This is a genomic window from Sphingomonas astaxanthinifaciens DSM 22298 (genome assembly GCF_000711715.1).
In the GTDB taxonomy this organism is placed as follows: domain Bacteria; phylum Pseudomonadota; class Alphaproteobacteria; order Sphingomonadales; family Sphingomonadaceae; genus Sphingomicrobium; species Sphingomicrobium astaxanthinifaciens_A.
The window spans coordinates 1388601-1413465 of record NZ_JONN01000001.1 but is presented as its reverse complement, the minus strand read 5'-3'; the positions used below and the strand labels follow the sequence as shown (position 1 = coordinate 1413465).

25 protein-coding genes and 1 tRNA gene are annotated in these 24865 nt (G+C 67.8%); 15 read left to right on the top strand and 11 right to left on the bottom strand.

Translation table 11 applies throughout. The features are described 5' to 3' along the window. Window positions 1-24: 24 nt before the first annotated feature. Window positions 25-594, bottom strand: a complete 570-nt coding sequence (locus BS69_RS0107290; RefSeq protein WP_029941304.1) for a glycoside hydrolase family 108 protein — start codon at window positions 592-594, stop codon at window positions 25-27. Between the two features lie 131 nt (window positions 595-725). Between BS69_RS0107290 and BS69_RS0107285 the strand changes: the two genes are divergently transcribed. Then, the gene (locus BS69_RS0107285) at window positions 726-1115 is read left to right on the top strand and encodes a flagellar basal body rod C-terminal domain-containing protein (protein WP_084184538.1); all 390 of its coding nucleotides are present in this window, start codon (window positions 726-728) and stop codon (window positions 1113-1115) included. Next, window positions 1112-2029, top strand: coding sequence for a flagellin (locus tag BS69_RS0107280; protein ID WP_037504425.1), 918 nt, complete (start codon window positions 1112-1114; stop codon window positions 2027-2029). Before BS69_RS0107285 ends, BS69_RS0107280 begins: the two co-directional genes overlap by 4 nt. Before the next feature lie 47 nt (window positions 2030-2076). On the opposite strand, the gene BS69_RS0107275 is transcribed toward BS69_RS0107280, so the two are convergent. Next, window positions 2077-2163: transfer RNA gene (locus BS69_RS0107275), tRNA-Leu, on the bottom strand. Between the two features lie 124 nt (window positions 2164-2287). On the opposite strand from BS69_RS0107275, the gene BS69_RS0107270 reads away from it, so the two are divergent. From BS69_RS0107270 to BS69_RS0107260, 3 genes are all read left to right on the top strand, one after another. Then, window positions 2288-3241: a complex I NDUFA9 subunit family protein gene (locus BS69_RS0107270; RefSeq protein WP_029941301.1), complete on the top strand. Its 954-nt coding sequence runs from the start codon at window positions 2288-2290 to the stop codon at window positions 3239-3241. A 3-nt stretch (window positions 3242-3244) separates the two neighbouring features. Continuing rightward, complete coding sequence (locus BS69_RS0107265; protein ID WP_029941300.1) at window positions 3245-4045, top strand: undecaprenyl-diphosphate phosphatase; 801 nt, start codon at window positions 3245-3247, stop codon at window positions 4043-4045. Window positions 4046-4118: 73 nt separating this feature from the next. After that, a complete protein-coding gene (locus BS69_RS0107260; RefSeq protein ID WP_156956952.1) occupies window positions 4119-4568 on the top strand; it encodes a hypothetical protein in 450 nt (149 codons plus the stop codon). Between the two features lie 86 nt (window positions 4569-4654). On the opposite strand, the gene rplQ is transcribed toward BS69_RS0107260, so the two are convergent. From rplQ to rpsM, 4 genes are all read right to left on the bottom strand, one after another. Further along, a complete protein-coding gene (gene rplQ, locus BS69_RS0107255; RefSeq protein WP_029941298.1) occupies window positions 4655-5080 on the bottom strand; it encodes a 50S ribosomal protein L17 in 426 nt (141 codons plus the stop codon). Window positions 5081-5192: 112 nt separating this feature from the next. Further along, the gene (locus BS69_RS0107250) at window positions 5193-6275 is read right to left on the bottom strand and encodes a DNA-directed RNA polymerase subunit alpha (protein WP_029941297.1); all 1083 of its coding nucleotides are present in this window, start codon (window positions 6273-6275) and stop codon (window positions 5193-5195) included. A gap of 76 nt (window positions 6276-6351) precedes the next feature. Next, entirely contained in the window at window positions 6352-6741 is a 390-nt protein-coding gene (gene rpsK, locus BS69_RS0107245; RefSeq protein WP_029941296.1) for a 30S ribosomal protein S11, read from the bottom strand. A 71-nt stretch (window positions 6742-6812) separates the two neighbouring features. Continuing rightward, complete coding sequence (rpsM, locus tag BS69_RS0107240) at window positions 6813-7181, bottom strand: 30S ribosomal protein S13 (protein WP_029941295.1); 369 nt, start codon at window positions 7179-7181, stop codon at window positions 6813-6815. Between the two features lie 256 nt (window positions 7182-7437). On the opposite strand from rpsM, the gene BS69_RS0107235 reads away from it, so the two are divergent. The 6 genes from BS69_RS0107235 to BS69_RS0107210 all read left to right on the top strand — a co-directional run bounded on the left by BS69_RS0107235 (window position 7438) and on the right by BS69_RS0107210 (window position 13375). Beyond that, window positions 7438-8361 carry a bifunctional riboflavin kinase/FAD synthetase gene (locus tag BS69_RS0107235; protein WP_029941294.1) on the top strand — a complete coding sequence of 308 codons (924 nt, stop codon included), beginning with the start codon at window positions 7438-7440 and terminating at the stop codon, window positions 8359-8361. Window positions 8362-8483: 122 nt separating this feature from the next. Then, the gene (gene ileS / locus BS69_RS0107230; RefSeq protein ID WP_029941293.1) at window positions 8484-11468 is read left to right on the top strand and encodes an isoleucine--tRNA ligase; all 2985 of its coding nucleotides are present in this window, start codon (window positions 8484-8486) and stop codon (window positions 11466-11468) included. Then, window positions 11465-11965 (top strand): signal peptidase II, encoded by a 501-nt coding sequence (lspA, locus tag BS69_RS0107225; protein ID WP_029941292.1) that lies wholly within the window; start codon window positions 11465-11467, stop codon window positions 11963-11965. The genes ileS and lspA overlap by 4 nt, the downstream gene beginning before the upstream one ends. After that, window positions 11958-12377 (top strand): DUF3035 domain-containing protein, encoded by a 420-nt coding sequence (locus tag BS69_RS0107220; protein WP_029941291.1) that lies wholly within the window; start codon window positions 11958-11960, stop codon window positions 12375-12377. Before lspA ends, BS69_RS0107220 begins: the two co-directional genes overlap by 8 nt. A gap of 26 nt (window positions 12378-12403) precedes the next feature. Continuing rightward, window positions 12404-12955, top strand: coding sequence for a winged helix-turn-helix domain-containing protein (locus BS69_RS13670; protein WP_029941290.1), 552 nt, complete (start codon window positions 12404-12406; stop codon window positions 12953-12955). Between the two features lie 63 nt (window positions 12956-13018). Beyond that, window positions 13019-13375, top strand: a complete 357-nt coding sequence (locus BS69_RS0107210; protein WP_029941289.1) for a hypothetical protein — start codon at window positions 13019-13021, stop codon at window positions 13373-13375. Here BS69_RS0107210 and BS69_RS0107205 read toward each other — a convergent pair. From BS69_RS0107205 to BS69_RS0107190, 4 genes are read right to left on the bottom strand one after another with little or no spacing between them, the layout of a single operon-like run. Beyond that, window positions 13372-14199 (bottom strand): sulfurtransferase, encoded by an 828-nt coding sequence (locus tag BS69_RS0107205; RefSeq protein ID WP_029941288.1) that lies wholly within the window; start codon window positions 14197-14199, stop codon window positions 13372-13374. The genes BS69_RS0107210 and BS69_RS0107205 overlap by 4 nt on opposite strands. Further along, window positions 14199-14651 (bottom strand): preQ(1) synthase, encoded by a 453-nt coding sequence (gene queF / locus BS69_RS0107200; RefSeq protein ID WP_029941287.1) that lies wholly within the window; start codon window positions 14649-14651, stop codon window positions 14199-14201. The genes BS69_RS0107205 and queF overlap by 1 nt, the downstream gene beginning before the upstream one ends. Then, window positions 14648-16642: an OPT family oligopeptide transporter gene (locus BS69_RS0107195; protein ID WP_051676612.1), complete on the bottom strand. Its 1995-nt coding sequence runs from the start codon at window positions 16640-16642 to the stop codon at window positions 14648-14650. The genes queF and BS69_RS0107195 overlap by 4 nt, the downstream gene beginning before the upstream one ends. Window positions 16643-16648: 6 nt before the next feature. Further along, the gene (locus BS69_RS0107190; protein ID WP_029941285.1) at window positions 16649-17857 is read right to left on the bottom strand and encodes a M20 metallopeptidase family protein; all 1209 of its coding nucleotides are present in this window, start codon (window positions 17855-17857) and stop codon (window positions 16649-16651) included. Between the two features lie 107 nt (window positions 17858-17964). Between BS69_RS0107190 and BS69_RS0107185 the strand changes: the two genes are divergently transcribed. Further along, window positions 17965-20139 carry a prolyl oligopeptidase family serine peptidase gene (locus BS69_RS0107185; protein ID WP_029941284.1) on the top strand — a complete coding sequence of 725 codons (2175 nt, stop codon included), beginning with the start codon at window positions 17965-17967 and terminating at the stop codon, window positions 20137-20139. A gap of 48 nt (window positions 20140-20187) precedes the next feature. On the opposite strand, the gene BS69_RS0107180 is transcribed toward BS69_RS0107185, so the two are convergent. After that, a complete protein-coding gene (locus BS69_RS0107180; RefSeq protein WP_051676611.1) occupies window positions 20188-20736 on the bottom strand; it encodes a L,D-transpeptidase family protein in 549 nt (182 codons plus the stop codon). A 264-nt stretch (window positions 20737-21000) separates the two neighbouring features. Between BS69_RS0107180 and BS69_RS13665 the strand changes: the two genes are divergently transcribed. From BS69_RS13665 to BS69_RS0107165, 3 genes are all read left to right on the top strand, one after another. Next, a complete protein-coding gene (locus tag BS69_RS13665) occupies window positions 21001-21600 on the top strand; it encodes a hypothetical protein (RefSeq protein WP_156956950.1) in 600 nt (199 codons plus the stop codon). 82 nt (window positions 21601-21682) lie between these two features. After that, a complete protein-coding gene (gene guaA / locus BS69_RS0107170) occupies window positions 21683-23242 on the top strand; it encodes a glutamine-hydrolyzing GMP synthase (protein ID WP_029941281.1) in 1560 nt (519 codons plus the stop codon). Between the two features lie 26 nt (window positions 23243-23268). After that, window positions 23269-24852, top strand: a complete 1584-nt coding sequence (locus tag BS69_RS0107165; RefSeq protein ID WP_029941280.1) for an FAD-dependent oxidoreductase — start codon at window positions 23269-23271, stop codon at window positions 24850-24852. Window positions 24853-24865 lie beyond the last annotated feature (13 nt).

Here is a 24865-nt window from a genome sequence, read left to right as displayed (position 1 = left end):
GTCACGGGGTGCGCGAGTCGCGTCTCAGTCGGAATCACCGCTCCGGTTCGCGAGCCAGCCATAGAGAAAGGCCTCGTTTGCGGGTCTTTTCTCGGCCAGGCGGAGATGGCGTTCGCCCTGCAGCGCCTCGAGCGCGCGGAGGAGGACCGTCTCGCCCTCCTCCTTGCGCAGCGCGAGATAGGCGTCGAGCGCGGCGAGGGTGGCGGCACCGACCCGACCGTCGGGCTCGAGATCCGGATAATCCTTGCCATTCCGGTTCAAGGCGGTGAGTGCGCGCTGGAGAAAGGTGGTGGCGACGCCCGGTCCCATGTTGGCCCCGGTGTCGAACAGTTCGGCGGCAACGCGCGGGGCGCGGCGGGCGACCTGGTCGTAAGCCGGACGGAGCCAGTAGAGGCGACGATAGATGGCCGCCGCCTCGTCCCGCGGGAGAAGCGCCATCGGGCCGTCGTAGCCATGGGCCCGGGCAACCGCTTCGGTTATTCCGAAGCGTGTCGCCCCGCCCTTGTCGGCCGGATGGTCGACAAAATCCCCCTCGCGGGCCATCAGTTCTTCGATCAAGGTCTGGACGTCGAAGGACGAGGCGCTTCCGGTCATGATGTCATTCCTCGATACGGGGGCTTCCGAGTCGCTATAAAGCTAACCTAATCGGTTATGTGTAGGACAGGACTCTCTTGCCGGCCTCGCGCCTGCTTGCCTGGCGACGGTGCCAGGTGCACCTTGCGGTCATGCTGGTCGCTTTCCTTGCCCTTGTTGCCGGCCCCGACCTGTCGGGCGCCGCATCCGGTGCGGGCGACAATCGCGGCGCCAATGCCTTCGTCGACCAGCTCCGCGCGGCGGTCGACCTTGGCCGCGGACGGGTCTCGGGGATCGAGAATTTCGCAAGCTACGTGCTCGGCCAGGCCGGGCTCGATTCGGCGGGCGCCAAGGATCGGCTGAACGACATGGCCGCGCGCAAGGCCGACGCGGTCAACCGCCGCGACAGCTATTCGGGCGTCAACATCGACGAGGAACTGGCCAGTCTCGTCACGCTCCAGAACAGCTATTCGGCGGCCGCCCGGGTGATGACCACGGCAACCGAGATGTACGACACTCTGATCGGGATGATGCGGCGATGAGCGGATGGAATCGGGTGGCGACCGTGCCGATGCAGCGGACCCTGTTCGAATCGATCGCCTTCTCGCAGCGGCGGCTGGCCGAGACCCAGCAGCAGCTGGCGACGGGCAAGAAGGCGCCCGATTTCGCCTCGCTCGGGATCGAGACGATGCGCAACCTGTCGGCGCGGACGCTACTCGCGCGGCAGGAAGCCCATGCCGCGGTGGGGGCGCGGGTCGGCACCACGCTGGCGCTGGTCGACACCCAGATCGGCGGGATCGAGGAGGCGATGAACGACCTCCGCACCAAGCTCCTCGAAGCCTCGGCGACCGGCCGTGCCGAGGGGCTTCAGGAACTGGCGGAAGAGACGTTCCAGCGTTTCCGCACCGCGCTCAACAGCGACGAGGGCGGGACCTTCCTGTTCGCCGGGTCGCGCACCGACACCGCGCCCTTCGTCCCCGCCAGCCTTGCGGCGAGCGCCGGCGTTCCGACCGCCAATGCCTTCGCCAACGACAATGTCGAGGCCAGCGCCCGCGTCGCCGAGGGCTATGACATCGCCTACGGCACGACTGCGAGCGCGCTTGGTGCGGGACTGTACGATGCGTTCCGGACACTCGCCGGGATCGGCCCGATCCCCGATGCCCCGACACCCGCGCAGCTTGCCGCTTTGGGCCAGGCGGTGGGCCAGATCAACGATGGCATGAAGAGCCTTCGCGCCGTCCGGGCCGAGGTCGGGCGGCGCCAGGCGCAGGTCGAGAGCATGACCGACCGCGCGGCCGACCGGGCACTGATCATGGAACGGCTGGTCGCGCGCAACGAGGATGCCGACATGGCCGAGGTGGCGAGCACGCTCACCCAGCAGCAGACGACGCTCCAGGCGAGCTACACCGTCTTCAGCCGGCTTTCGAACCTCAGCCTGGTGAACTTCCTGCGCTAGGCGCGGAACCGTCGTTTGGGAGACCGCGGCGCTCGGCCCGCGAGAAATGGTGCCCAGGAGAGGACTCGAACCTCCACGCCCTTGCGAGCGCCAGCACCTGAAGCTGGTGCGTCTACCAATTCCGCCACCTGGGCACAGGAGCTGTTCGCGAGCAGTTTCTCGCTGGTAGGCGGACGCCCCTAGGGGGCCTCGGGCCACGCTGTCAACTCTGCTCGCACTGCCTTGTCGCTCCCGCCCTCCGGCGCTAGGGCCCCATGCATGAACGGCTCCCCCTGGCAGCATCGCATCATCACGGTTTTCGGCGGCGGCGGCTTCATCGGCCGGTACGTCTGCGAGGCCCTGTTCAAGACCGGCGTCCGGGTCCGGGTCGCGCAGCGCACCCCCCGCAACGCCTTCTTCCTTCAGCCGCTGGCGGCGGTCGGGCAGCTCGACCTCGTCCGCGCCGACTTCACCCGTCCGGACAGTCTCGCGGCCGCGGTCGAGGGCGCGTGGGGAGTGATCAATCTCGTCGGTGCCTTCGACGGCCGGCTTGCCGCGATCCATGGCGAGGCGCCGGGCCGGATCGCCGAACTGGCCGCCTCAAACGGCGTTGAGAGCCTGGTCCACGTCTCGGCCATCGGCGTCTCGGCCGACAGCGGCTCGGCCTATGCCCGGACCAAGGCGGCGGGCGAGCAGGCGGTCCGCGCCGCTTATCCCCGGGCGACCATCATCCGCCCGAGCGTGGTGTTCGGCCAGGAAGACCAATTCACCAACCGCTTCGCCGGCATGAGCCGCCTGCCGGTCCTTCCGGTGCTGGGGGCCAGGACCAAGTTCCAGCCGATCTTCGTCCGCGACCTCGGCCAAGCGGTCGCCAAGGCGGCGCAGGATCCGGGCCGGTTCGGCGGCGAGACATTCGAGCTTGGTGGGCCCGATGTCATGACCATGCACGAACTCAACCGTGCGATCGCGACCGCCGCCGGCCGCTCGCCCGAGATCATCGACCTGCCCGATTTCGTCGGCGACGCGATGAGCAGGCTCGGGTTCCTGCCCGGCGCGCCGCTCAGCCGTGACCAGTGGATCATGCTCCAGCGCGACAATGTCGCGACCGGCCCCGGGCTCGAGGCCTTCGGCATCCAGCCGACCCCGCTCGCCGCCGTCGCGCCCGAATGGCTCGACCGCTTCCACGAGGGCGGGCGCTTCGCCAGCCGTCGGACCCAGGTGAGCGCGGACTAGACGATGCCGATCCTCTGGCTGGTGGTGATCCTCGGCATCGTCGAGGGGCTGACCGAATATCTTCCCGTCTCCTCGACCGGCCACCTGATCCTCGCGACCGAGCTGATGGGCTTCGACGCCGACCGCTGGGCCTTGTTCAACATCGCCATCCAGCCCGGCGCGATCCTCGCCATCGTGGTGCTCTACTGGCGGACCTTCTGGACCGTCGCCCGCGGCCTGCTCGGCTGGGAGAAGGGGGCGGTCATCTTCACCCGCAACCTGCTCGTCGCCTTCACCCCCGCGGTGGTGGTGGGGCTCGCGCTCGACGACGTGATCGAATCTCTGCTCGGCAATGCCGCGGTAGTCGCCTGGGCGCTGATCATCGGCGGCATCGGCATCCTGCTGGTCGAGCGCTTCGCCAGGACCGAGCCCACGGGTGGAATCAGCGGGGTCAGCCTCAAGCAGTCGATCGCGGTCGGCCTCGTCCAGTGCCTGGCGATGGTCCCGGGCGTCAGCCGTTCGGGCGCGACCATCCTCGGCGCGATGAGCTTCGGGGTCGACCGGCGCACCGCCGCCGAATTCAGCTTCTTCCTCGCCGTGCCGACGCTCACCGGCGCGACCGTGCTCCAGCTCGCCAAGCACCACGACCAGCTGGGCACGGGCATGGTCCAGTGGATCGCACTTGGTGCGCTCGTCTCGTTCGTGGTCGCGGTGGTGGTGGTGAAGGCCTTCATCGCGATCGTCACCCGCTACGGCTTCGCGCCCTTCGCCTGGTACCGGATCGTGGCCGGGGCAGGGGCGCTGGCCTGGCTGGCGGTCCGCTAGCCTCGTTCAGGCAAGGCCAAGGATGAAGTGCTAACTAACTCGTTCGATTGATCGATTCGAGGATGTGAAAGCCATGCGACGCTTGCTTGCCCTGGCGCTGCTGAGCGCCATTGCCGTTCCCGCGGCGGCCCAGACCGGACGGCCCGCCGTTCCGCCGCCCCCGCCTGCGGCGCAGTCCGGGATCCCGCCCGAGATCCTCGACGACCGTACGCTCGACCAGGTCGGCAACATGGTCGGTGCGCTGACCAAGGCCTTCCTCGACCTGCCGGTCGGCGAGGTCGAAGCCGCGGTCGAGAACCGCCCGGCCACGCGCGAGGACCGCCGCAAGACCGTCCGCTCGGTCACCGGCACCAATGAGCGCGAGCTGTCGCAGGACATCGAGCAGAGCAAGGGCGCGATGAAGGCGGGCGGCCAGGCGATGGTTCGGGCGCTGCCGGTCATTCGCGACGCGCTGAACCGCGCCGGCGACGAGATCGAACGCGCCACCGCCAATCTTCCCCAGCCGGGCTATCCGCGCCGCTGACCATTCTCCTGCCGGGGCAGGAGCGCAAAAGAAAAGGCCGCCCCGGTCGTCCCGGAGCGGCCCCTTTCTCATGTTGGGCTGTCGCCTCAGGCGGCGAGCTGATCGTCCTCGTCGTCACCCATGACCGGACCCGAGTCCTGGCCCTTGGCGCTGACGTCGCGGTCGACGAACTCGATGATCGCGATCGGGGCGGCGTCCGACTGACGGATGCCGGCCTTGATGACGCGGGTGTAGCCGCCGTTGCGGCCCGCGTAACGCTCGGCCAGGACGTCGAACAGCTTCACCAGCTGGGCGTCGTCGAGGAGGCGCGCATGGGCGAGACGGCGGTTCGACAGGCCGCCCTTCTTGGCGAGGGTCACCAGCTTCTCGACATAGGGGCGAAGCTCCTTCGCCTTGGCGAGGGTGGTGGTGATCTGCTCGTGCTTGATGAGGGCCGCCGCCATGTTGCGGAACAGGGCCGCGCGATGGGCCGAGGTACGCTGCAGCTTACGGCCGCCGACGCGATGACGCATGATATTCTTCCTTCTCGTTCGTCAGGACCCCGTATGAGGTAGGTCCAGCCAGGCGGTGATTGAGGGCACCGCCCTGACCCTGTCGGCCCCGGCCGAAGCCGGGGCCAGAGGCTTAGCCGAGCATTTCCTGCTCGAGCTTCTTGGCCATCTCTTCGATGTTCTCGGGCGGCCAGCCCGGGATGTCCATGCCGAGGCGCAGGCCCATCGAGGCAAGGACTTCCTTGATCTCGTTCAGCGACTTGCGGCCGAAGTTCGGCGTGCGGAGCATCTCGGCCTCGGTCTTCTGGACGAGGTCACCGATGTAGATGATGTTGTCGTTCTTCAGGCAGTTGGCCGAACGGACCGACAGCTCGAGCTCGTCCACCTTCTTGAGGAGGTAGCGGTTGAGCTGGTTGGTGTCGGTGGTCTCGGGCACCGCGCCGCCGCCCATCGGGGCCGACGGGATCGCCTGGCCGATCATCGGCGAGGCCGCGCGGTAGCTCTGGTCGTCGAAGCCGACGAACAGCGCCAGCTGGTCCTGGAGGATGCGCGCGGCATAGCCGACGGCTTCCTCGGGGCTGACGGTGCCATCGGTCTCGATGGTGAGCGTCAGCTTGTCGTAGTCCAGTTCCTGGCCGACGCGGGTGTTCTCGACCTTGTAGGCGACCTGGCGGACCGGGCTGTACAGCGCGTCGATCGGGATCAGCCCGATCGGCGCGTCGATCGGGCGGTTCGCGGCGGCCGCGACATAGCCCTTACCGATGTCGGCGGTCAGCTCCATGTTGAGCGTCGCACCCTGGTCGAGGTGGCAGATGACCAGCTCGGGGTTGGTGATCTCGATGTCGCCCGAGGTCTGGATCTGGCCGGCGGTGACTTCGCCCGGGCCGGTCGCGGTGAGGTGGAGGCGCTTGGGACCCTCGCCCTCGAACTTCAGCGCGATCTGCTTCACGTTGAGGACGATGTCGGTAACGTCCTCGCGGACCCCGGCGAGGCTCGAGAACTCGTGCAGCACGCCTTCGATCTTGATCGAGGTGATCGCGGCGCCCTGGAGGCTGGAGAGCAGCACGCGACGCAGCGAGTTGCCGAGCGTCATGCCGAAGCCGCGCTCGAGCGGCTCGGCGACGAACACGGCCTTGCGGCGGGCATCGCCGGCGGCCTTGCGCTCGAGCGCGTTGGGCTTCTTCAGTTCCTGCCAGTTCTTTGCGTTGACGGCCATTTTGCTTCCTTGGCAGAGCGGGGACCGCGTCCGGTCCCCTGGAGGTTCAGTTCAGTGCGGTGAGCTTCGGCCCGCGTCAGACGCGGCGGCGCTTGCTCGGACGGACACCGTTGTGCGGGATCGGGGTCACGTCGCGGATCGAGGTGATCTGGAAGCCGACGGCCTGGAGGGCACGAAGCGCGCTCTCGCGGCCCGAACCCGGGCCCTTGACCTCGACCTCGAGGGTGCGGACGCCATGGTCGGCAGCCTTGCGGCCCGCGTCCTCGGCCGCGACCTGCGCGGCATAGGGGGTCGACTTGCGGCTGCCCTTGAAGCCCATCATGCCGGCGCTCGACCAGGCAATCGCATTGCCCTGCGCGTCGGTGATGGTGATCATGGTGTTGTTGAAGCTCGCGTTGACGTGAGCCACGCCAGCCGAGATGTTCTTGCGCTCGCGGCGCCGAAGGCGCTGGGGTTCGCGTGCCATATCCTACTATCCTTATCCGTTCGTCCCGAGCGCGAAGCTCGAAGGACGTGAAGCTGCGACGAGAAAGAAGCTTACTTCTTCTTGCCGGCGATCGGCTTGGCCTTGCCCTTGCGGGTGCGCGCATTGGTGTGCGTGCGCTGGCCGCGGACCGGCAGGCCCTTGCGGTGGCGCAGGCCACGGTAGCAGGCCAGGTCCATCAGCCGCTTGATGTTCATCGCGGTCTCGCGGCGGAGGTCACCCTCGACCGTGTGATCGGCGTCGATGGTCTCACGGATCGACAGGACTTCCTGGTCCGTCAGGTCCTGAACGCGGCGCTCGGGCGCGATGTTCAGCTTGGCGGCGATTTCCTTGGCCTTGGTGCGACCAATGCCGTGGATGTAGGTAAGCGCGATCTCGACGCGCTTGTTGGTGGGGATGTTGACCCCGGCAATACGAGCCATGTGGTGTCGTTTTCCTTCGAGTTAGCTCCACAGGCCGGCACGACGCCGACCCATCTCTTCGCTGACACCCGCATTCCGGATCCTGACTAACGCCAAAACGGCGGACGCAACGAGAGCGCCGCCGGGACCGGAGGAACGGGATGCGGGCCAGATATGTCCGGGAGGGCGGAGAGTCAACGGGGGTGGGGCATCGATCCGCACCGGACGACGGGGGAACTAGCGGTTCGCCCCACTCTCTTCTACAGCCCCGGGCGACATGAAGCGCCTCTCCCTGCGCGACGGCATTCCGGACTCCTTCCGGGACTCGGTCGTCGCCCTTGGCAATTTCGACGGCTTCCACCTCGGCCACCAGGCCGTGGTCGGGCGCGCGGTCGCGCGGGCGGCGCATGGGGGGCGGCCCGCGCTGGTTGCGACCTTCGATCCCCATCCGGTGCGCTTCTTCAAGCCCGACGCCGCGCCATTCCGGCTGACCAGCCTCGACCAGCGGGCCGAGCTGTTCGCCGCCGCCGGCGCCGACGCCTGCCTCGTGTTCGACTTCGACGCCGCGCTCGCCGCCACCAGCGCCGAGGATTTCGTGGCCATGCTCCGCGAGCAGGTGGGCGCGGCCGCGGTGGTGACCGGCGAGGACTTCACCTTCGGCGCCCGCCGCGGCGGCAATGCCGCGGTGCTGCGCGCGGTGGGGGCGGCGCACGGCCTTGCCGCCGAGGCGGTGGGCCCCGTCGCGGACGGCGACGAGGCGGTGAGCTCGAGCCGCATCCGCCGCGCGCTGGCCCAAGGCGACACCGCCACTGCGACCCGGCTCCTGACCCGCCCCTTCGCCATCCGCGGCACCGTCCAGCACGGCGACAAGCGCGGCCGCGAACTCGGCTACCCGACCGCCAACATGGTCCTCGCCGATTACCAGCGCCCGGCCTATGGCATCTACGCCGTGACGGTCCGGCTGCCCGACGGGCGCGAGCAGGCCGGGGTCGCCAATGTCGGGGTCCGCCCGACCTTTGAGCCACCGGTCGAACTGCTCGAAACCTATCTGTTCGACTGGTCGGGCGACCTCTACGGCCAGGAGATCGAGGTCGCGCTGCGCCACTTCCTCCGGCCCGAGCGCCGCTTCGAGGACATGGACTCGCTGGCCGAGCAGATGCGGCGCGACGAAGCCGAGGCGCGGGCGCTCCTCCAGCCCTGATAACAAAGGCCGTTCGTGCTGGGCGAAGTCGAAGCACGACTGCGCCGGCGCCCTTCGACGTCGCTCAGGGCGAACGACTGGTTGTTTGCGAAACGGCCATAGGCCGCTAGAGCCCCCGCCAAATGGCCGACGAGACTCTCCCCGAAAAGCGCGACTGGCGCGACACCGTCTTCCTGCCGAAGACCGCCTTCCCGATGAAGGCCGGCCTGCCGCAGAAGGAACCGGCGATCCTCGCCAAGTGGCAGGCCGATGACCTTTATGCCAAGCTGCGCGAGGCCCGCGCCGGCCGGAGCAAGTTCATCTTTCACGACGGCCCGCCCTACGCCAACGGCGACATTCACATCGGCCACGTCCTCAACAAGACGCTGAAGGATCTCGCGGTCCGCACCCAGTCCTTGCTCGGCAAGGACGCGCCGTTCGTGCCGGGCTGGGACTGCCACGGCCTCCCGATCGAGTGGAAGGTCGAGGAGCAGTATCGCAAGAAGAAGCGCAACAAGGACGAGGTCCCCCCGGCCGAGTTCCGCGCCGAATGCCGCGCCTACGCCCAGCATTGGGTCGACGTGCAGAGCGGCCAGTTCCAGCGTCTCGGCATCCTCGCCGACTGGAAGAAGCCCTATCTCACGATGAGCTTCGAGGCCGAGGCGACCATCGTCTCCGAGCTGACCAAGTTCGCGGAAAGCGGCCAGCTCTACCGCGGCGCCAAACCGGTGATGTGGAGCCCGGTCGAAAAGACCGCGCTGGCCGAAGCCGAAATCGAATATGAGGACGTCGTCTCGACCCAGATCGACGTGGCGTTCGAAATCGTCGAGAGCCCGATCCCGGAGCTGGTCGGTGCCCATGCGGTGGTGTGGACGACCACGCCGTGGACGATCCCGGTCAATCAGGCGATCGCCTATGGTGATGGGGTCGACTACTCTTTGACGAGCCTCCGCGATCACGACGGAAGGACGCTCGGGCGTTATCTCGTCGCTACGGATCTTGTGAGCGCTTTCCAAGATCGCGTTGATCCGTCGCTGAGAGGTGCGGACGCGCCGGAGCTTAAGGGTGCTTGGAGCATCGACCGCTTCGTGCACGGCTCCGATCTCGCCGGCAGCATCGCCCGCCACCCGATGCACCATCTCGGCGGCTTCTTCGCCAAGCCGCGCCCGCTGATCCCGGCGCCGCACGTCACCACCGACGCCGGCACCGGCCTCGTCCACATGGCGCCCGATCATGGCGAGGAGGATTTCGAGGCGTGCAAGGCGGTCGGCATCGACCCCGTCTTCGCGGTCGAGGGCGATGGGCGTTATCGCGAGGACTGGCTGTGGCTGGGCGGGCAGGGCTCGGTCATCAACACCAAGTTCAACGGTCCCGAGGGTCCGATCCTCACCGATCTGCGCGAAGCCGGCGCGCTGCTGAGCGCGGGCGACTTCAAGCACAGCTACCCGCACTCGTGGCGCTCCAAGGCCCGCGTCATCTACCGCTGCACCCCGCAATGGTTCGTCGCGATGGACCGGCCGCTCGCTCACCTGCCGGCGCTGTCGAAGTCCGAACAGCGCTGGGAAGGCGAGGGTGGCAATGCCGCGATCGACGAGGAGGCCCATGCCGGCTCGCCGACGCTGCGCGAACTCGCGCTCCAGTCGATCGCCGACACCCGCTTCGTCCCCGACAAGGGCCGCAACCGGATCGGCTCGATGGTCGAGGGCCGCCCCGACTGGGTGCTCAGCCGCCAGCGCGCCTGGGGCGTGCCGATCACGCTCTTCGTGGATCGCAAGACCGGCAAGTATCTGGTCGACCCGGAGGTCAACGCCCGCATCGTCGCCGCCGTGCGCGAGAAGGGGGTGGATGCCTGGACGGCAGGGAATGCGGCGTTTCTCCTCAATGGCATACATGACGACGATGGCGACATCGTCGTGGCTGCTCGAAAGGTTAATGGAGATTGGCGCCATCCCGACGACTTCGAGCAGGTCACCGACATCCTCGACGTCTGGTTCGACAGCGGCTGCACCCATGTCTTCACGCTGGAGAGCGGCCACTGGCCCGAGCAGCGCTGGCCCGCCGACCTCTACCTTGAGGGCTCGGACCAGCATCGCGGCTGGTTCCAGTCCTCGCTGCTGGAAAGCTGCGGCACCCGCGGCCGGGCGCCCTACGACACGGTCCTGACCCACGGCTTCACCATGGATTCCAAGGGCATGAAAATGTCCAAGAGCCTGGGGAACACGGTCAATCCACTCGACCTCATGAAGGAGACCGGGGCCGACATCCTGCGCCTGTGGGTCGCATCCGTCGACTTCACCGAGGACCATCGCATCGGCAAGGAGATCCTCGCCGGCGTTTCCGACAGCTACCGCAAGATCCGCAATACCTTCCGTTATCTCCTCGGCGCGCTCGAGGGCTTCGAGGAAGCCGAACGGATCACCGACGTCAGTGAGATGCCCGAGCTCGAGCGCTACATGCTGGCGCTCCTCAGCAAGCTCGACGCCGACCTGCGCGAGGCGGTCGCTGCCTACGACTTCAACGGCTACGCCCGCGCGCTCGGCGACTTCTGCAACAACGACCTCAGCGCCTTCTACTTCGATATCCGCAAGGACTGCCTCTATTGCGAGGCCTATGGCAGCGTGAAGCGGCGCAGCTATCGCAGCGTCCTCGATGCCTTGTTCCACGCGCTCGTCCGCTGGTTCGCCCCGGTGCTGGTCTTCACCACTGAGGAAGTGTGGGCCACCCGCTATCCCGACGCCCAGAGCGTCCACCTGGAGGAATGGCCCGTCCTCCCCGACGCCGCGGACGCGCGGCTGCTCGAGATCTGGGCGACCTACCGGGCGCTTCGCGAGCAGGTCACCGCCGAGATCGAGCCGATGCGGCGCGACAAGGTGATCGGCTCGAGCCTCGAGGCGCGGGTCGCGATCGGGCTGCCCGACGATGCCGACCGGCCGATGCTCTCCTCGGACGAGCTTGCCGAATTGTTCATCGTCTCGGAAGTGATGATCGACACCGGCCGGGTCGAACATGGCCCTGCGGTCGTCGCCCACCGGGTCGACTACAAGAAATGCGGCCGCTGCTGGCGGCACCTGCCCGAAGTCGTGGAGGATGGCGATTTGTGTGACCGGTGCACCGAGGTGGTGGCATGAAGGGCAAGGCAGGCTTCGCGCTGGCGGGCGCGATCTTTCTCGTCGACCAGCTGATCAAGTGGTTCGTCGCCGGCCCGCTCGGCCTGACCGAGCTCGGGCAGAGCATCGACCTTTTGCCCTTCTTCGCGCTGACCCGCGTCCACAACATGGGCATTTCGCTTGGGCTCCTGACCGCCGGGAGCGACACCACGCGCTGGCTGCTCGTCGCCGGGACCAGCGTCATTGCGCTGGTGGTCGCCTGGTGGCTGACCCGCGAGGAGAAGAGCGGCGACCGGATCGCGCTCGGCATGGTGCTGGGCGGCGCGCTCGGCAACATCGTCGACCGCGCGCGGCTTGGCTATGTGTTCGACTTCCTGGACCTTCACATCGGCGACTTTCGCCCATTTCTGGTCTTCAATGTCGCCGACGCCAGCATTAGCATCGGCGTCGCGATCCTGATATTGCGGGCCTTCCTGGTTCGCGAACCGAACCCCACGGAGAAGCTTGACGATGCGTAAGTCCCTGACCTTCCTCACCCTGACCGCGGCGGCGCTGGCCACTTCCGGCTGCGGCGTCTTCGGCATCGGCGGTGGGGGCGGCGCCAAGCTCGACGAGTTCCGCGTGGCGCGCAACGCGCCGCTGGTGATCCCGCCCGACTACAGCCTGACCCCGCCCAAGCCGGGCACGGCCTCGCTGTCGGCCGAGGGCGCGCAGCAGCAGGCGGTCCAGACCCTGTTCGGCGGTCCCGCGCCGCGCCCGCAGAGCGAGAGCCAGCTGCTCGAGAAGGCCGGTGCCGACCGCACCGCGCTCGGCGCCCGCTCGGTCGCCGGAAGCCCGGACACCGCGGTGGTCGACAAGGGGCCGATGACCCAGACCATCCTCGCGGCGCCCGCCAGCGACGGCCAGGTCGCCTCGGTGCAGACCCCGTAGACGCGTGAACCAGGGGAGGGTGATACATGGCTGACGATACGATTTCCGCCCGCCTGGTCGAGGTCGAGGCGCTGCTCGAGCGTTCGCGCAAGCGCTTCGAGGAAGGTCAGAAGATGGCCGAGGAAGCGCATGCGCTGGTCGCCGACCTGCAGCAGCAGCTGATCGGGGCGCCGGTCAGCCTCGGCGCGCGCGACGATGCCGACGACGTCGCCTCGAAGCTGCTCGCCAGCCTCAAGGCGGCCGGCTCGGAGCTTCCGCCGACCCTGTGCGGCGGTCGCATGGCGGTCGACCAGGTTCAGCGCCTGATCCGCATCGACGGCCACCCGATCGCCATCACCGAGATGGAATATCGCGTGCTCGAGCTGCTCGCATTCGCGCGCAACAATGTCGTCACGCGGACGATGCTTCTGAAGCATCTCTACCGCCGCTCGGACGACCAGCCGCAGCCCAAGATCATCGACGTCTTCATCTCCAAGCTGCGCAAGAAGCTCAGGATGGCGAGCGGCGGAGCCGAGTTCATCGAGACCATTCCGCAGCGCGGCTGGATCCTCCGCGACCTCGAGACCGCGGCCGCCTGATCAATACCGGGGAGGGGTGAGGATTCACCCTTCCTCAACCATGCGCGCTTACTTCCGAGTCGCATGATCCACTTCCAGCCCGAGCAGCCGGCCGAAACGGCGCCTTATGCCGAGGCGGTCGCCCGCCTGCGCAGCGTTCGCCAGGCGCTCGCTCTGGTCGAGATGTTCGAGGGCCGGCCTCGCCGTGATCCCGCGACTATCGCTTTCGAGGAGTTGCTTCCGCTCGCACCGGCACCGGTCCAGCGCTGCGTCGACGGCCGCTCGATCCGCGCCGCCGGGGCCGCCGCGGCGGGGATCGAGGCGCTGCTCGGGGCGGAAAGCGCGGGCGAGACCCCGAATCCGGCCGCGCTGGACGTGCTCGGCGAAAGCCTTCGCCGCGACCTTGCCGGGATCGAAGCCCTCTTCGCGGGCCGCGCCTAACCCTGTTCCTTGGGCGTCTGCGGGTCCGACCCCCATTCGCTCCAGCTGCCGTCATAGAGCCGCGTGTCGCGGTTGCCGATCAGCCGCGCGGCGAAGATCAGGCTGTTGGCGGTGACCCCCGATCCGCAGGTCGCGACGAACGGCCGCTCGGGATCGATTCCCGCCGCTGCGAAGGCCCGCCGAAGCTCGGCCACGGGCCGGAAGCGGCCATCCTCGCCATAGAGCGCGCTGAAGGGGAGATTCCTGGCACCCGGGATGTGGCCTGGCTCGACCCCGGGCCTCGGCTCGGGCTCGGACCCGGCGAAGCGGCCGGGGCCGCGCGCGTCGGCGACCGGCACTCCGACCCCTTGCAGCAGGTCGCGCTTGGTCACCACCTCGCCCGGCTGCGCGGTAGCCGCGAAGCGGGCCGGGCGCCCGGGCGGCGGAGCGTCGGTCACCGGCTGGCCCGCCGCCAGCCAGGCGGCCAAGCCGCCGTCAAGGATCGCCACCTGCCGCGCGCCATAATGGCGGAGCATGAACCAGGCCCGCGCCGAGGTCCGGAGCGCGCTGTCGTCGTAGACGACGATCCGGTCGTCGCGCCCGACTCCCAGCGCCTCCATCCCCGCGCCAAAGGCTTCGGCGCTCGGCAGCATGTGGCTCGTCGCGGCGTCATGATCGGCCAGCATGTCGATGTCGAAGAAGCGCGCACCCGGAATGTGGCGCGCCTCATATTCCTGGCGGGGATCACGATTGGCGGCGGGGAGGTGCCAGCTCGCATCGAGGACGACGAGGTCGGCCGCCCGAAGGTTCGCCGCCAGCCATTCGACCGAGACCAGATCGTCCATCACCCTCTCCCGCGATATCCCGCCACGCCCTGGTCGGGCACCCACAGACCTTCGGGCGGCGCGCTCGACTGCCAGAAGACGTCGATCGGGATTCCGCCACGCGGATACCAGTAGCCGCCGATGCGCAGCCACCGGGGCTTCATCTCTTGCGTCAGGCGCTGGCCGATCCCGACCGTCACGTCCTCGTGGAAGCCGCAATGGTTGCGGAACGAGCCGAGGAACAGCTTGAGGCTCTTGGACTCGACGATCGTCTCGCCCGGCGCATAATCGAGCACGAGATGCGCGAAGTCGGGCTGGCCGGTCACCGGGCAGAGCGAGGTGAACTCGGGCGCGGCGAAGCGGACGAGATAGAGCGAGCCGACACGCGGATTGGGCACATAGTCGAGCGTCGCCTCGTCCGGCGACGCGGGCAGCGTGCTGTTCTGCCCGAGGAACCTGGGATTGAGGCTCATCGGTAGGTCGCCTCACTCGGTTCGAGCGGCTCATCCTGCACCGGTGCCCCCTTCGCCGCGCCGCGGGTCCAGGCATAGAGGCCGAGCACCAGCGCGGTGAACAGGAGGATGCCGAGCGGCACCGCCCAGGGGAAATCCTCGACCAGTGCCAGCACTTCGCCGGCATTCTCGCTGCCGGCGCGCTCGGCCCCGGCGACGATCGCCGCATAGGCGACGCCCATCAGGCTTTCGCCGACGATCAGGCCGGTCGCCATCAGCGTCCCGATCCGCTCGGCAAAGCCGGAGTTCGACTGCTTCTCGGCCCAGCGATTGTAGAGCCAGCCGAGTAGTGCGCCGATCGGGATCAGCAGGGTCAGGTCCATCGGCAGGTAGATGCCCATCCCGACCGCCAGCGCGGGTAGGCTGTACTTGCTCGTCGTCCCGCGCAGCACTTCGTCGACGATGATCACCGCGACGCCGATGCCCGCGCCGATTCCGATCAGGTTCCAGTCGAGGCTTCCGCCGAGCACACCCTGCGCGATCGCCGAGATGAGCGCGGCCTGCGGGGCAGCGAGCGCATTCGGCCCGGCCCCGGGCGCGCCCTGGAAGCCGAAGGCACTGTTGAGGAGCTCGAGGATCGGCGGGATGACCAGCGCGCCAAAGATGTTTCCAAGCACCAGTGCGACCTGCTGCTTCCACGGCGTCGCACCGACCAGCTGGCCGGTCTTGAGGTCCTGGAGATTATCGTTGGAGATGGTCGCGACGCCGAAGATGATCGCGGTCACGAACAGGGCGAAGGCGACCAGCGCCTTGGTGTCCGCCCCGTCGCCAGCACCCTGCCCGAACAAGGCTGCGAGGATCAGCGCGATGCCGAGGACCGAGAGGATGCCGACGCCCGAGATCGGGCTGTTCGAGGCGCCGATCAGCCCCGCCATGTAGCCGCAGACCGAGGCGATCACGATCCCGGCGCCCAGGATGTAAAGGATCGACAGGGTGAGCGTGATCCCTTCCGCCGAGGCGATCGGCCCCGACTGGGCGAAGGCCGCAAGCAGCAGCGCGATCGGAATCATCGCCACGACGATCGTCCCGCCGACGATGGTGATCGGAAGGTCGCGCTCGGTCAGTGCCAGCGTCTCGCCGCCGTGGCGGGCGCGATTGGCGGCAAGTGCCTCGCGGATGCCCTTCAGAATCGGGCCGATGATCTTGAGCAAGGTCCAGATCGCGGCGACCCCGATGGTGCCGGCACCGATGAAGCGGACCTGCTGGCGGAAGGTGGTCGAGACGATCTCGTCGATCGCGCCGCCGCCCGCGACCTGGTCGGCGGTCAGCCACGGCAGCAGCCCGACCTTGGCGATCAGCAGCCCGACGATCATCGCGATGCCGACGCCCAAGCCGACGAGGTGGCCGACGCCGATCAGCGCCATCGACAGGCTGGCCGAGGCGCTGGTCGCGCCGGCGCCCAGCCGGAAGCTCTTCTCCGCCGCCTCGGCGACCACGCGCGTCTTGGCGAACATGAAATAGAAGGCCGAGACGACCGACGAGATGATGATGGCGTTGAGCCCGCGGCGGTTCTCCTCGGCCCCGCCGACGCCCGCGCCGACTTTGAGCACCTCGGCCGCGGCGACGCCCTCGGGGTAGGGAAGGTCGCTCCCCGTCACCAGCGCGCGCCGGAGCGGCACTGAATACATGACGCCGAGGATGCCGCCGATGCCGATCACGGCGACGCTCAGCCAGTAGGGGAACCCGGTCCACCAGCCGACCATGATCAGGCCGGGCAGGACGAAGATGATCGCGCTCAGCGTTCCCGCCGAGGAGGCGATCGTCTGGACGATGTTGTTTTCCTGGATGGTCGCGTCGCGGACCAGCTTCAGCACCGCCATCGAGATGACCGCGGCCGGAATCGAGGTCGCGAAGGTGATCCCGATCTTGAGGCCGAGATAGACGTTGGCGGCGGTGAACAGGATCGTCAGCAGCGCGCCGAGGATGATCCCGCGGAGGGTGAGTTCCTTCATGACCGCTTACTCCCAGCCGCTGGCGAGGAAGCGGGTGGCGAAGGCGCAGTGAAGCGCAACCCCGCGGGTCAGCCACTCCTCGTGCACCGTCATCTTCGCATGGTGGAGGCCGGGCCGGGTCTCGGGCGTCGCCTCCTCGGGCGGGGCGACGCCGATGAAGGCCATGCAGCCCGGCACGCGCTGGAGAACGTAGGCGAAATCCTCGCCGCCCATGATCGGGCTCGGCATCTCGACGAAGGCGTCCGCGCCGAACAGGTCGCGGCTGATATCGGCCGCGAGCGCGACCGCGCGCGGGTCGTTCTTGCAGGCGGGGTAGCCCTGGTCGATCCGGATCTCGGCGGTGCAGTCGGCCGAGCGGGCGACGTCGGTCACTATTCTCTCGAACGCGGCCTTGCCCTCGGCGCGGACCTTGTCGGACAGCGTCCTGAGCGTGCCCTTCAGCTCCACCGTTTCCGGGATGACGTTGTAGGCGCTGCCCGCATGGATCTGGGTGATGGTCAGGATCGCCGGATCGAAGAAGGCGATTCGCCGCGCGATATGCGTCTGGAGCGCGGTCACCGCCTGGCAAGCGACGGGGATGGGATCGATCGCGTCATAGGGCATGGCGGCATGACCGCCGCGGCCGCGGATGGTGGCGTTGAGCGCGTCGGTCGAAGCGAGCAAGGCGCCCGCCCGGCTGGTGACCTGCCCGCCCGGCATGGTCGGCCAGATGTGCAGCGCGAAGGCGGCGTCGGGCACGGGATCATCCAGCAGCCCGTCCTCGATCATGAAGCGGGCGCCGTGATGCCCTTCCTCGCCCGGCTGGAACATGAAGACGATCGTGCCCTCGAGGCTGGCCTGGCTCGCGCACAGGATCCGCGCCGCCGCCGACAGCATCGCCGAATGGGTGTCGTGGCCGCAGGCGTGCATCTTGCCGTCGGTCGCCGAGGCGAAGTCGAGCCCGGTCTCCTCGTGGATCGGAAGCGCGTCCATGTCGCCGCGCAGCAGCACGGTCCGGCCCGGGCGGGCGCCGCGCAGGATCGCGACGAAGCCGCTGGTGCTCTTGCTGTCGCGGATCTCGAGCGGAAGGCCTTCGAGCGAGGCCTTCAACTTGGCGCTGGTGCGGGTGCAGTGCAGCCCCAGCTCGGGATCGGCATGGATCGCGCGGCGAAGCGCGATCATCGCGTCGAATTCGGCCTCGGCGGCCGCGGTGAAGTCGGTGTTGACGAGGGTCATGGGCAAGCGATTGCGCCGGTTCCGCTATGGACGCAAGTCGCGCCTTGCGCTTGTCCATGCGGCTGCTAGCCTTTCGCGCCTCTTCCCTCCCCATATCAGGGACTTCCATGCGCAAGAGCCTCCTGCTGATGACCCTTCCGATCGTCTCCGCCTGTTCGACCACACCGCCCCCCGAGGCCGCCATGACCCCGCCGCCCGCCACCGCCGAAGCGACGACCCCGGCCGAGCCCGCGCTCGTCTATCCCGCGACCCGCCGCGAGGATGTGGTCGAGACCCAGTTCGGGACCCCGGTCGCCGATCCCTATCGCTGGCTCGAGAATGACGTCCGCAAGGATCCGGCGGTCGCCGCCTGGGTCGCCGAGGAGAACAAGGTCACCAACGGTTTCCTTTCGACCCTGCCGGGCCGCGACATCCTGAAGAAGCGCATGACCGAGCTCTACAATTACGAGCGGGTCGGGACCCCGGTGAAGAAGGGCAACCGCTACTTCTATCAGCGCAACAGCGGCCTCCAGAACCAGTCGCCGCTCTACGTCCGCGACAGTTTGAACGGCCCTGAGCGACTGCTGATCGACCCCAACACGTTCAGCACCGATGGCGCTACCGCGCTCGCCGAATGGGTGCCGAGCGAGGACGGCAAATATCTCCTCTACGCGATCCAGGACGGCGGCTCGGACTGGCGGACGCTGAAGGTCCTCGACGTCGCCAGCGGCAAGGTCATCGGCGACGAGATCAAGTGGGTGAAGTTCTCCGGGCTCTCATGGGCCAAGGACAGCAAGGGCTTCGTCTATTCGCGCTATCCCGAAAGCGCGGCGGGCGCGGACTTCGTGTCGCTCAACAAGAACCAGATGGTCTATTTCCACCGCGTCGGCACCGCGCAGGCCGCCGACCGGCTGCTCTATGCGACGCCCGACCGGCCCGACCTCAACCATGGCGCGGTGATCAGCGACGACGGTTCGACCCTCGTCGTCACCTCGTCGAGCGGCACCGACGAGCGCTACGAAGTCACGCTGCTCGACTGGCAGAAGAAGGGGGCCAAGCCGCGCACCCTCATCCCCGGCTTCACCCACGATTACAGCTACATCGGCAATCGCGGCTCGACCTATTATTTCCAGACCAATGACGGCGCCCCGCGCCTCAAGGTCGTGGCGATCGACGTCAACGCCGCCCGTCCGAACAAGAAGGTGATCGTGGACGAACAGCCCGAGACGCTGAGCGGGTCGAGCCTGGTCGGCGGCAAGCTCATCCTCTCCTATCTGAAGGATGCTTCGACCGAGGTCCGGGTCCACAGCCTGGCCGGCGCGAAGGAGCGCGTGATCGAGCTTCCGGGGCTTGGAACCGCGGGCGGCTTCTCGGGCGACCTCGACGACCCCGAGACCTTCTACGCCTTCACCAGCTTCAACCGGCCGACCACCATCTACCGCTACGACGTCCGCTCGAACGCGAGCACGGCCTGGTTCAGCCCCAAGCTGCTGTTCAATCCCGACGACTTCACCGTCGAGCAGCGATTCTACGCCTCGAAGGACGGGACGCGGGTGCCGATGTTCATCGTCCGCAAGAAGGGCGTGACCGGCCCGGCGCCGACGTTGCTCTACGGTTATGGCGGGTTCAACATCTCGCTGACGCCGAGCTTCTCGGCGACCCGGCTCGCCTGGCTCGAGCAGGGCGGGGCCTGGGTCCAGGCCAACATCCGTGGCGGCGGCGAATATGGCAAGGCCTGGCACGACGCCGGTCGTCTCCAGAACAAGCAGAACGTGTTCGACGACTTCATCGCGGCCGGCGAGGCGCTGATCGCGACTGGGGTCACGCCCAAGGGCGGGCTTGCGGTGCAGGGCGGGTCGAACGGCGGCCTGCTGATCGGCGCGGTCGTCAACCAGCGGCCCGACCTCTTCGCCGCGGCCAACCCGGCGGTCGGCGTCATGGACATGCTGCGCTTCGACCGCTTCACCGCCGGGCGCTACTGGGTCGACGATTATGGCTATCCCAACAAGGAGGCCGATTTCCGGACCCTGCTGAGCTACTCGCCCTATCACAACATCAAGGCGGGGGTGCGCTATCCGGCGGTGCTGGTGACGACCGCCGACACCGACGACCGCGTCGTGCCGGGGCATAGCTTCAAATATATCGCCGCGCTCCAGCACGCCGATCCCAACGGCCAGCCGCATCTCATCCGGATCGAGACCCGCGCGGGCCACGGTTCGGGCAAGCCGACCGACAAGATCATCGAGGAGGCGAGCGACGTCTCGGCCTTTATGGCCAAGTATACCGGGCTCGAGATCAAGTAGGCGAACCGGCCGGCGAGGGCAGGGGAGACCCTCGCCGGCCAGAACCTGTTAGCCGATGACCACCCGGTCGCCGACCTTGGTGATCCCGAACAGCTTGGCGGCAAAAGCCGACGGGAGCCGGACGCAGCCATGGCTGGCGGGACGGCCCGGGATGTGGCCGGCGTGAAGCGCGATCCCGTAATTGTCGATCCGCTGCATGAAGGGCATCGGCGCATTGTCGTACTTGCGGCTGCGATGCATCGTCTTCTTCTCGAGGATCGGGAAGATGCCCGGGGGCGTGTCCTTGCCGGGCTTGCCCGACGAAATGGTCGAGACGCCCATCAGTTCGCCCGCGCGATAGACATAGGCGCGCTGCTCTTCGAGGCTGACCCGGACTTCGACCGGACCGCTGCTCGGGCCGGCGCTGTTCCACCAGTAACCGCCGGGCTTGAGGTCGCGGTCGCCCAGCACGGGGGCAGCCTCGTCACGCGCCGCGGCGACCGCCGAGGCGGCAGCCATGATCGCGGTGCTACTTTCGTCCGGGGCGAGGTCGGCGGCGACGCACGGGGTCGCCACCGCCACGGCGATGGCCGCCGCAAGCGTAGCAAAAGTCTTCATTTTTCGTGTCTCCGTTTGAATGCAAAACGTGCATCCAAGCGGTGAGGTTCCAAACCGCGAATCGCTTTTGCACCATTGTCAAGCGATTTAGTTTGAGGTCCGAAAGAAAATTGTGGACGATCACAAGGGTCGATCGTTGCGGCGGCGGCCCGAAAGCTGAACGCCAGCAATCAACATCATTCAGACATGATGCATCGCGAATCGAAGATGAGCGTTAGCACGAGCGGGAGGGCCCGCTTCGAGTGAACTCAAGGAGACGTGGCCATGAAGGCTGTTTCGAAGATCCTCGCCGGTGCTGCCGCGGTTGCGGCAGTGTCGGTCGGTGCAGCGGCTCCGGCCGCGGCTCAATATTATCCTGGTGGTGGTTATGGCGGTGGCCTCGGTGACGTGATCACCGGTGCCATCCTCAACAACATCCTCCGCGGCCAGAATCCGTATGGCTACAACAGCTATTACGGGCGCAACGATTACAACCTCGAGCGCGCCGCGGTCGACCAGTGTGCCCGTGCGGCCGAGCAGCGCCTGAATGGTGGCGGCTATGGCTATAATAATGGCTATGGCGGCTACGGTGGCTACAACAACGGCTACGGCGGCTATGGCTACAACCAGGCCGGCGCGATCCGCGTGGTCCAGATCGACCGCGTCCAGCGCACCCGCAATGGCAACATGCGTGTCTACGGCCAGGCCGGCAGCACCGCCTACCGCGGCAATTACGGCTACGGCTACAACAACGGCTACAACCAGCCCTACGGTGGTTACGGCCAGGCGGGCGCTCCGCAGTATCAGTTCAACTGCAAGTACGATCGCAGCGGACGGATCTCGGACCTCGACATCAACCGCAACCGTTACGCCTACGGCTACTAAGCTGGCAGGCTGAGTGGACAGGAGGGCGCCGCGGCCATAGGGCTGCGGCGCCCTTTCCTTTGCCTGCGGAGCCTCGAGAGCCTTGACCGTCCAGCCCGCCGAATCCCTCCTCATCGTCGACTTCGGCAGCCAGGTGACCCAGCTCATCGCGCGCCGCATCCGCGAAGCCGGCGTCTATTGCGAGATCGCTCCGTTCAACGCCGCCGAGGAGGCGTTCCACCGCCTTTCGCCCAAGGGGATCATCTTCTCGGGCGGCCCGTCGTCGGTGACCTGGGAAGACAGCCCGCGCGCGCCGCAGCTGCTGTTCGATTCGGGCCTTCCCCTGCTTGCCATCTGCTACGGCCAGCAGACGCTCCACCAGCAGCTTGGCGGCAAGGTCGTCACGTCCGACCAGAAGGAATTCGGCCGGGCCTTCATCGAGGTCGTCGCGCCCTCCGCCTTGTTCGACGGCCTCTGGCAGGTCGGCGAGAACCATCAGGTCTGGATGAGCCACGGCGACCGGGTTGAAAGCCTCGCCCCCGGCTTCTCGGTGGTCGCCCGCTCCGAAGGCGCGCCCTACGCCATCGCCACCAACGAAGCGGCGAAGCGCTACAGTCTGATGTTCCACCCCGAGGTCGTCCACACCCCCGACGGCGGCAAGCTCCTCGCCAATTTCGCGCGCCACATCTGCGGCTGCTCGGGCGAGTGGAGCATGGCCGCCTATCGCGAGCAGAAGATCGCCGACATCCGCGCGCAGGTCGGTTCGGGCCGGGTCATCTGCGGCCTGTCGGGCGGGGTCGATAGCGCGGTCGCCGCGGTACTCATCCACGAGGCGATCGGCGAGCAGCTGACCTGCGTCTTCGTCGACCACGGCCTGATGCGCGCCAACGAGGCCGAGCAGGTCGTTTCGCTATTCCGCGGCCACTACAACATCCCGCTGGTCCACGTTCAGGCCGAGGAGCTGTTCCTCTCTGGCCTCGCCGGGGTCAGCGACCCCGAGGCCAAGCGCAAGTTCATCGGCAAGACCTTCATCGAGGTGTTCGAGGAAGAAGCGAAGAAGATCGGCGGCGCCGACTTCCTCGCCCAGGGCACGCTCTATCCCGACGTGATCGAAAGCGTCAGCTTCACCGGCGGCCCCTCGGTCACGATCAAGAGCCACCACAATGTCGGCGGCCTGCCCGAGCGCATGAACATGAAGCTGGTCGAGCCGCTGCGCGAATTGTTCAAGGACGAGGTCCGCGCGCTCGGCGTCGAGCTCGGCCTGCCGCCCGCCTTCGTCGGCCGCCACCCCTTCCCGGGGCCGGGCCTTGCGATCCGCATCCCGGGCGAGGTCTCGAAGGAGAAGTGCGACATCCTACGCAAGGCCGATACCATCTACCTCGAGGAAATTCGCAATGCCGGGCTCTACGATGCCATCTGGCAGGCCTTTGCGGTGCTCCTCCCGGTCCGCACGGTCGGGGTGATGGGCGACGCGCGCACCTATGATTATGTCTGCGGCCTTCGCGCAGTGACCAGCGTCGATGGCATGACCGCCGACGTCTATCCCTTCAGCGCCGAATTCTTGAGCCGGGTCGCGACCCGCATCGTCAACGAGGTGCAGGGCATCAACCGGGTGGTCTACGACTATACGTCCAAGCCGCCGGGCACGATCGAGTGGGAATGATCTCGAAGAGCTAGGAGGCGAGGGACATGGACTCGATCGGCGGCGACCTCGCCTTCATGACCCCGCGCCCGTTCGCGGGCGAGCAGCTCGAAGCGATTCGCCGCAACGCCCGCCCGTGCTCCTACGCGGCCGGCGACATCGTCCTCGACGCAGGCGAGCCGATGGAGCGCTTCGTGCTGGTCGAGGAGGGCGAGATCGAGGTGGTCGACCCCGAGGGCGGCGGCCGGCTCATGCCCTCGGGGCTCGGGCCCGGCCAGTTCCTCGGTGAGCTTAACTTCCTGTCCGGCGGCCCGATGACGCTGGCGATGCGCGCCTCGCGCCCGACCCGCACGCTCGAGGTCCAGCGGGCCGCCATGCTCCAGCTGATGAGCGACATCCCCGAGATCGGCGATCATGTCCTGACCGTCTTCTCGGCGCGGCGGCGGATGATCTTCGAGCAGGGCCGCTCGGGGGTCTTCATCTCCGATCCTGCCGGCGACCCGGCGGTTCAGCGGGTCGCGAGCTTCCTCAGCCGCAACCGCCTGCCCTTCAAGGAAATCGACGGCCCGCCCGGCGTGCGCTTCGGCGACCGGGTGATCGAGGATCCGAGCCCGCGCAAGCTCGCTCGGCTCTACGGGCTCGACCTTTCGCCCGACATGGACCGGGTCCGCGACCTGCTGATCGTCGGCGCCGGCCCGGCCGGGGTCGCCGCGGCCGTCTATGCCGGGGCCGAGGGGCTGGCGGCGCTGGTGGTCGAGGACAATGCGATCGGCGGCCAGGCCGGGACCAGCTCGCGGATCGAGAATTACATGGGCTTCCCGACTGGCATTTCGGGCGCTGACCTCACCTTCCGCGGTCAGGTCCAGGCGATGAAGTTCGGGACCTGCTTCGCCATGCCGCGCCGGGTCGAGCAGCTTTCCCGCACCGACGATGGCTTCTGCGTCACGCTCGACGAGGGCGACCGAGTCTGCGCCCGCGCGGTGCTGGTCGCGACCGGGGTCCAGTACCGCCGACTGCCGATTCCCCGGCTCGAGGAATTCGAGGGCGCCGGCATCTTCTACGCCGCCACCGAGATGGAGGCGCGCTTCTGCAACCAGACCGAGGCGATCGTGGTCGGCGGCGGCAACAGCGCGGGGCAGGCCGCCATGTATCTCTCGCGGGTCGCGCGGAAGGTGCATCTGCTGGTCCGCGGCGACAGCCTCGCCGATTCGATGAGCGCCTACTTACGCGAGCGGATCGAGCATGAGCCGGGAATCGAGATCCACTATCGCAGCCAGCTCGATGCATTGGACGGCGACACGCATCTCGAGAGCGTCCGGGTCAGCTCGCCCGACGGCGACTGGTCGGTCGGCTGCCGCGCCCTGTTCATCATGATCGGCGCCGCGCCCAACACCGACTGGCTCTCGGGCTTGGTCGAGCTCGACCGCGCGGGCTTCGTCCGCACCGGGTCCGAGGTTGGCGCGGCCTCGGCTTACGCCACTTCCTGCCCCGGCATCTTCGCGGTCGGCGACGTCCGCTCGGGCTCGGTCAAGCGCGTCGCCTCGTCGGTCGGCGAGGGCTCGGTGGTGGTCAGCGCGATCTGGAGCCACCTCAATGCGCCGCCGCCCGAGACGGCCGGCATCGGCGGGTAAATTTCGCATTTAC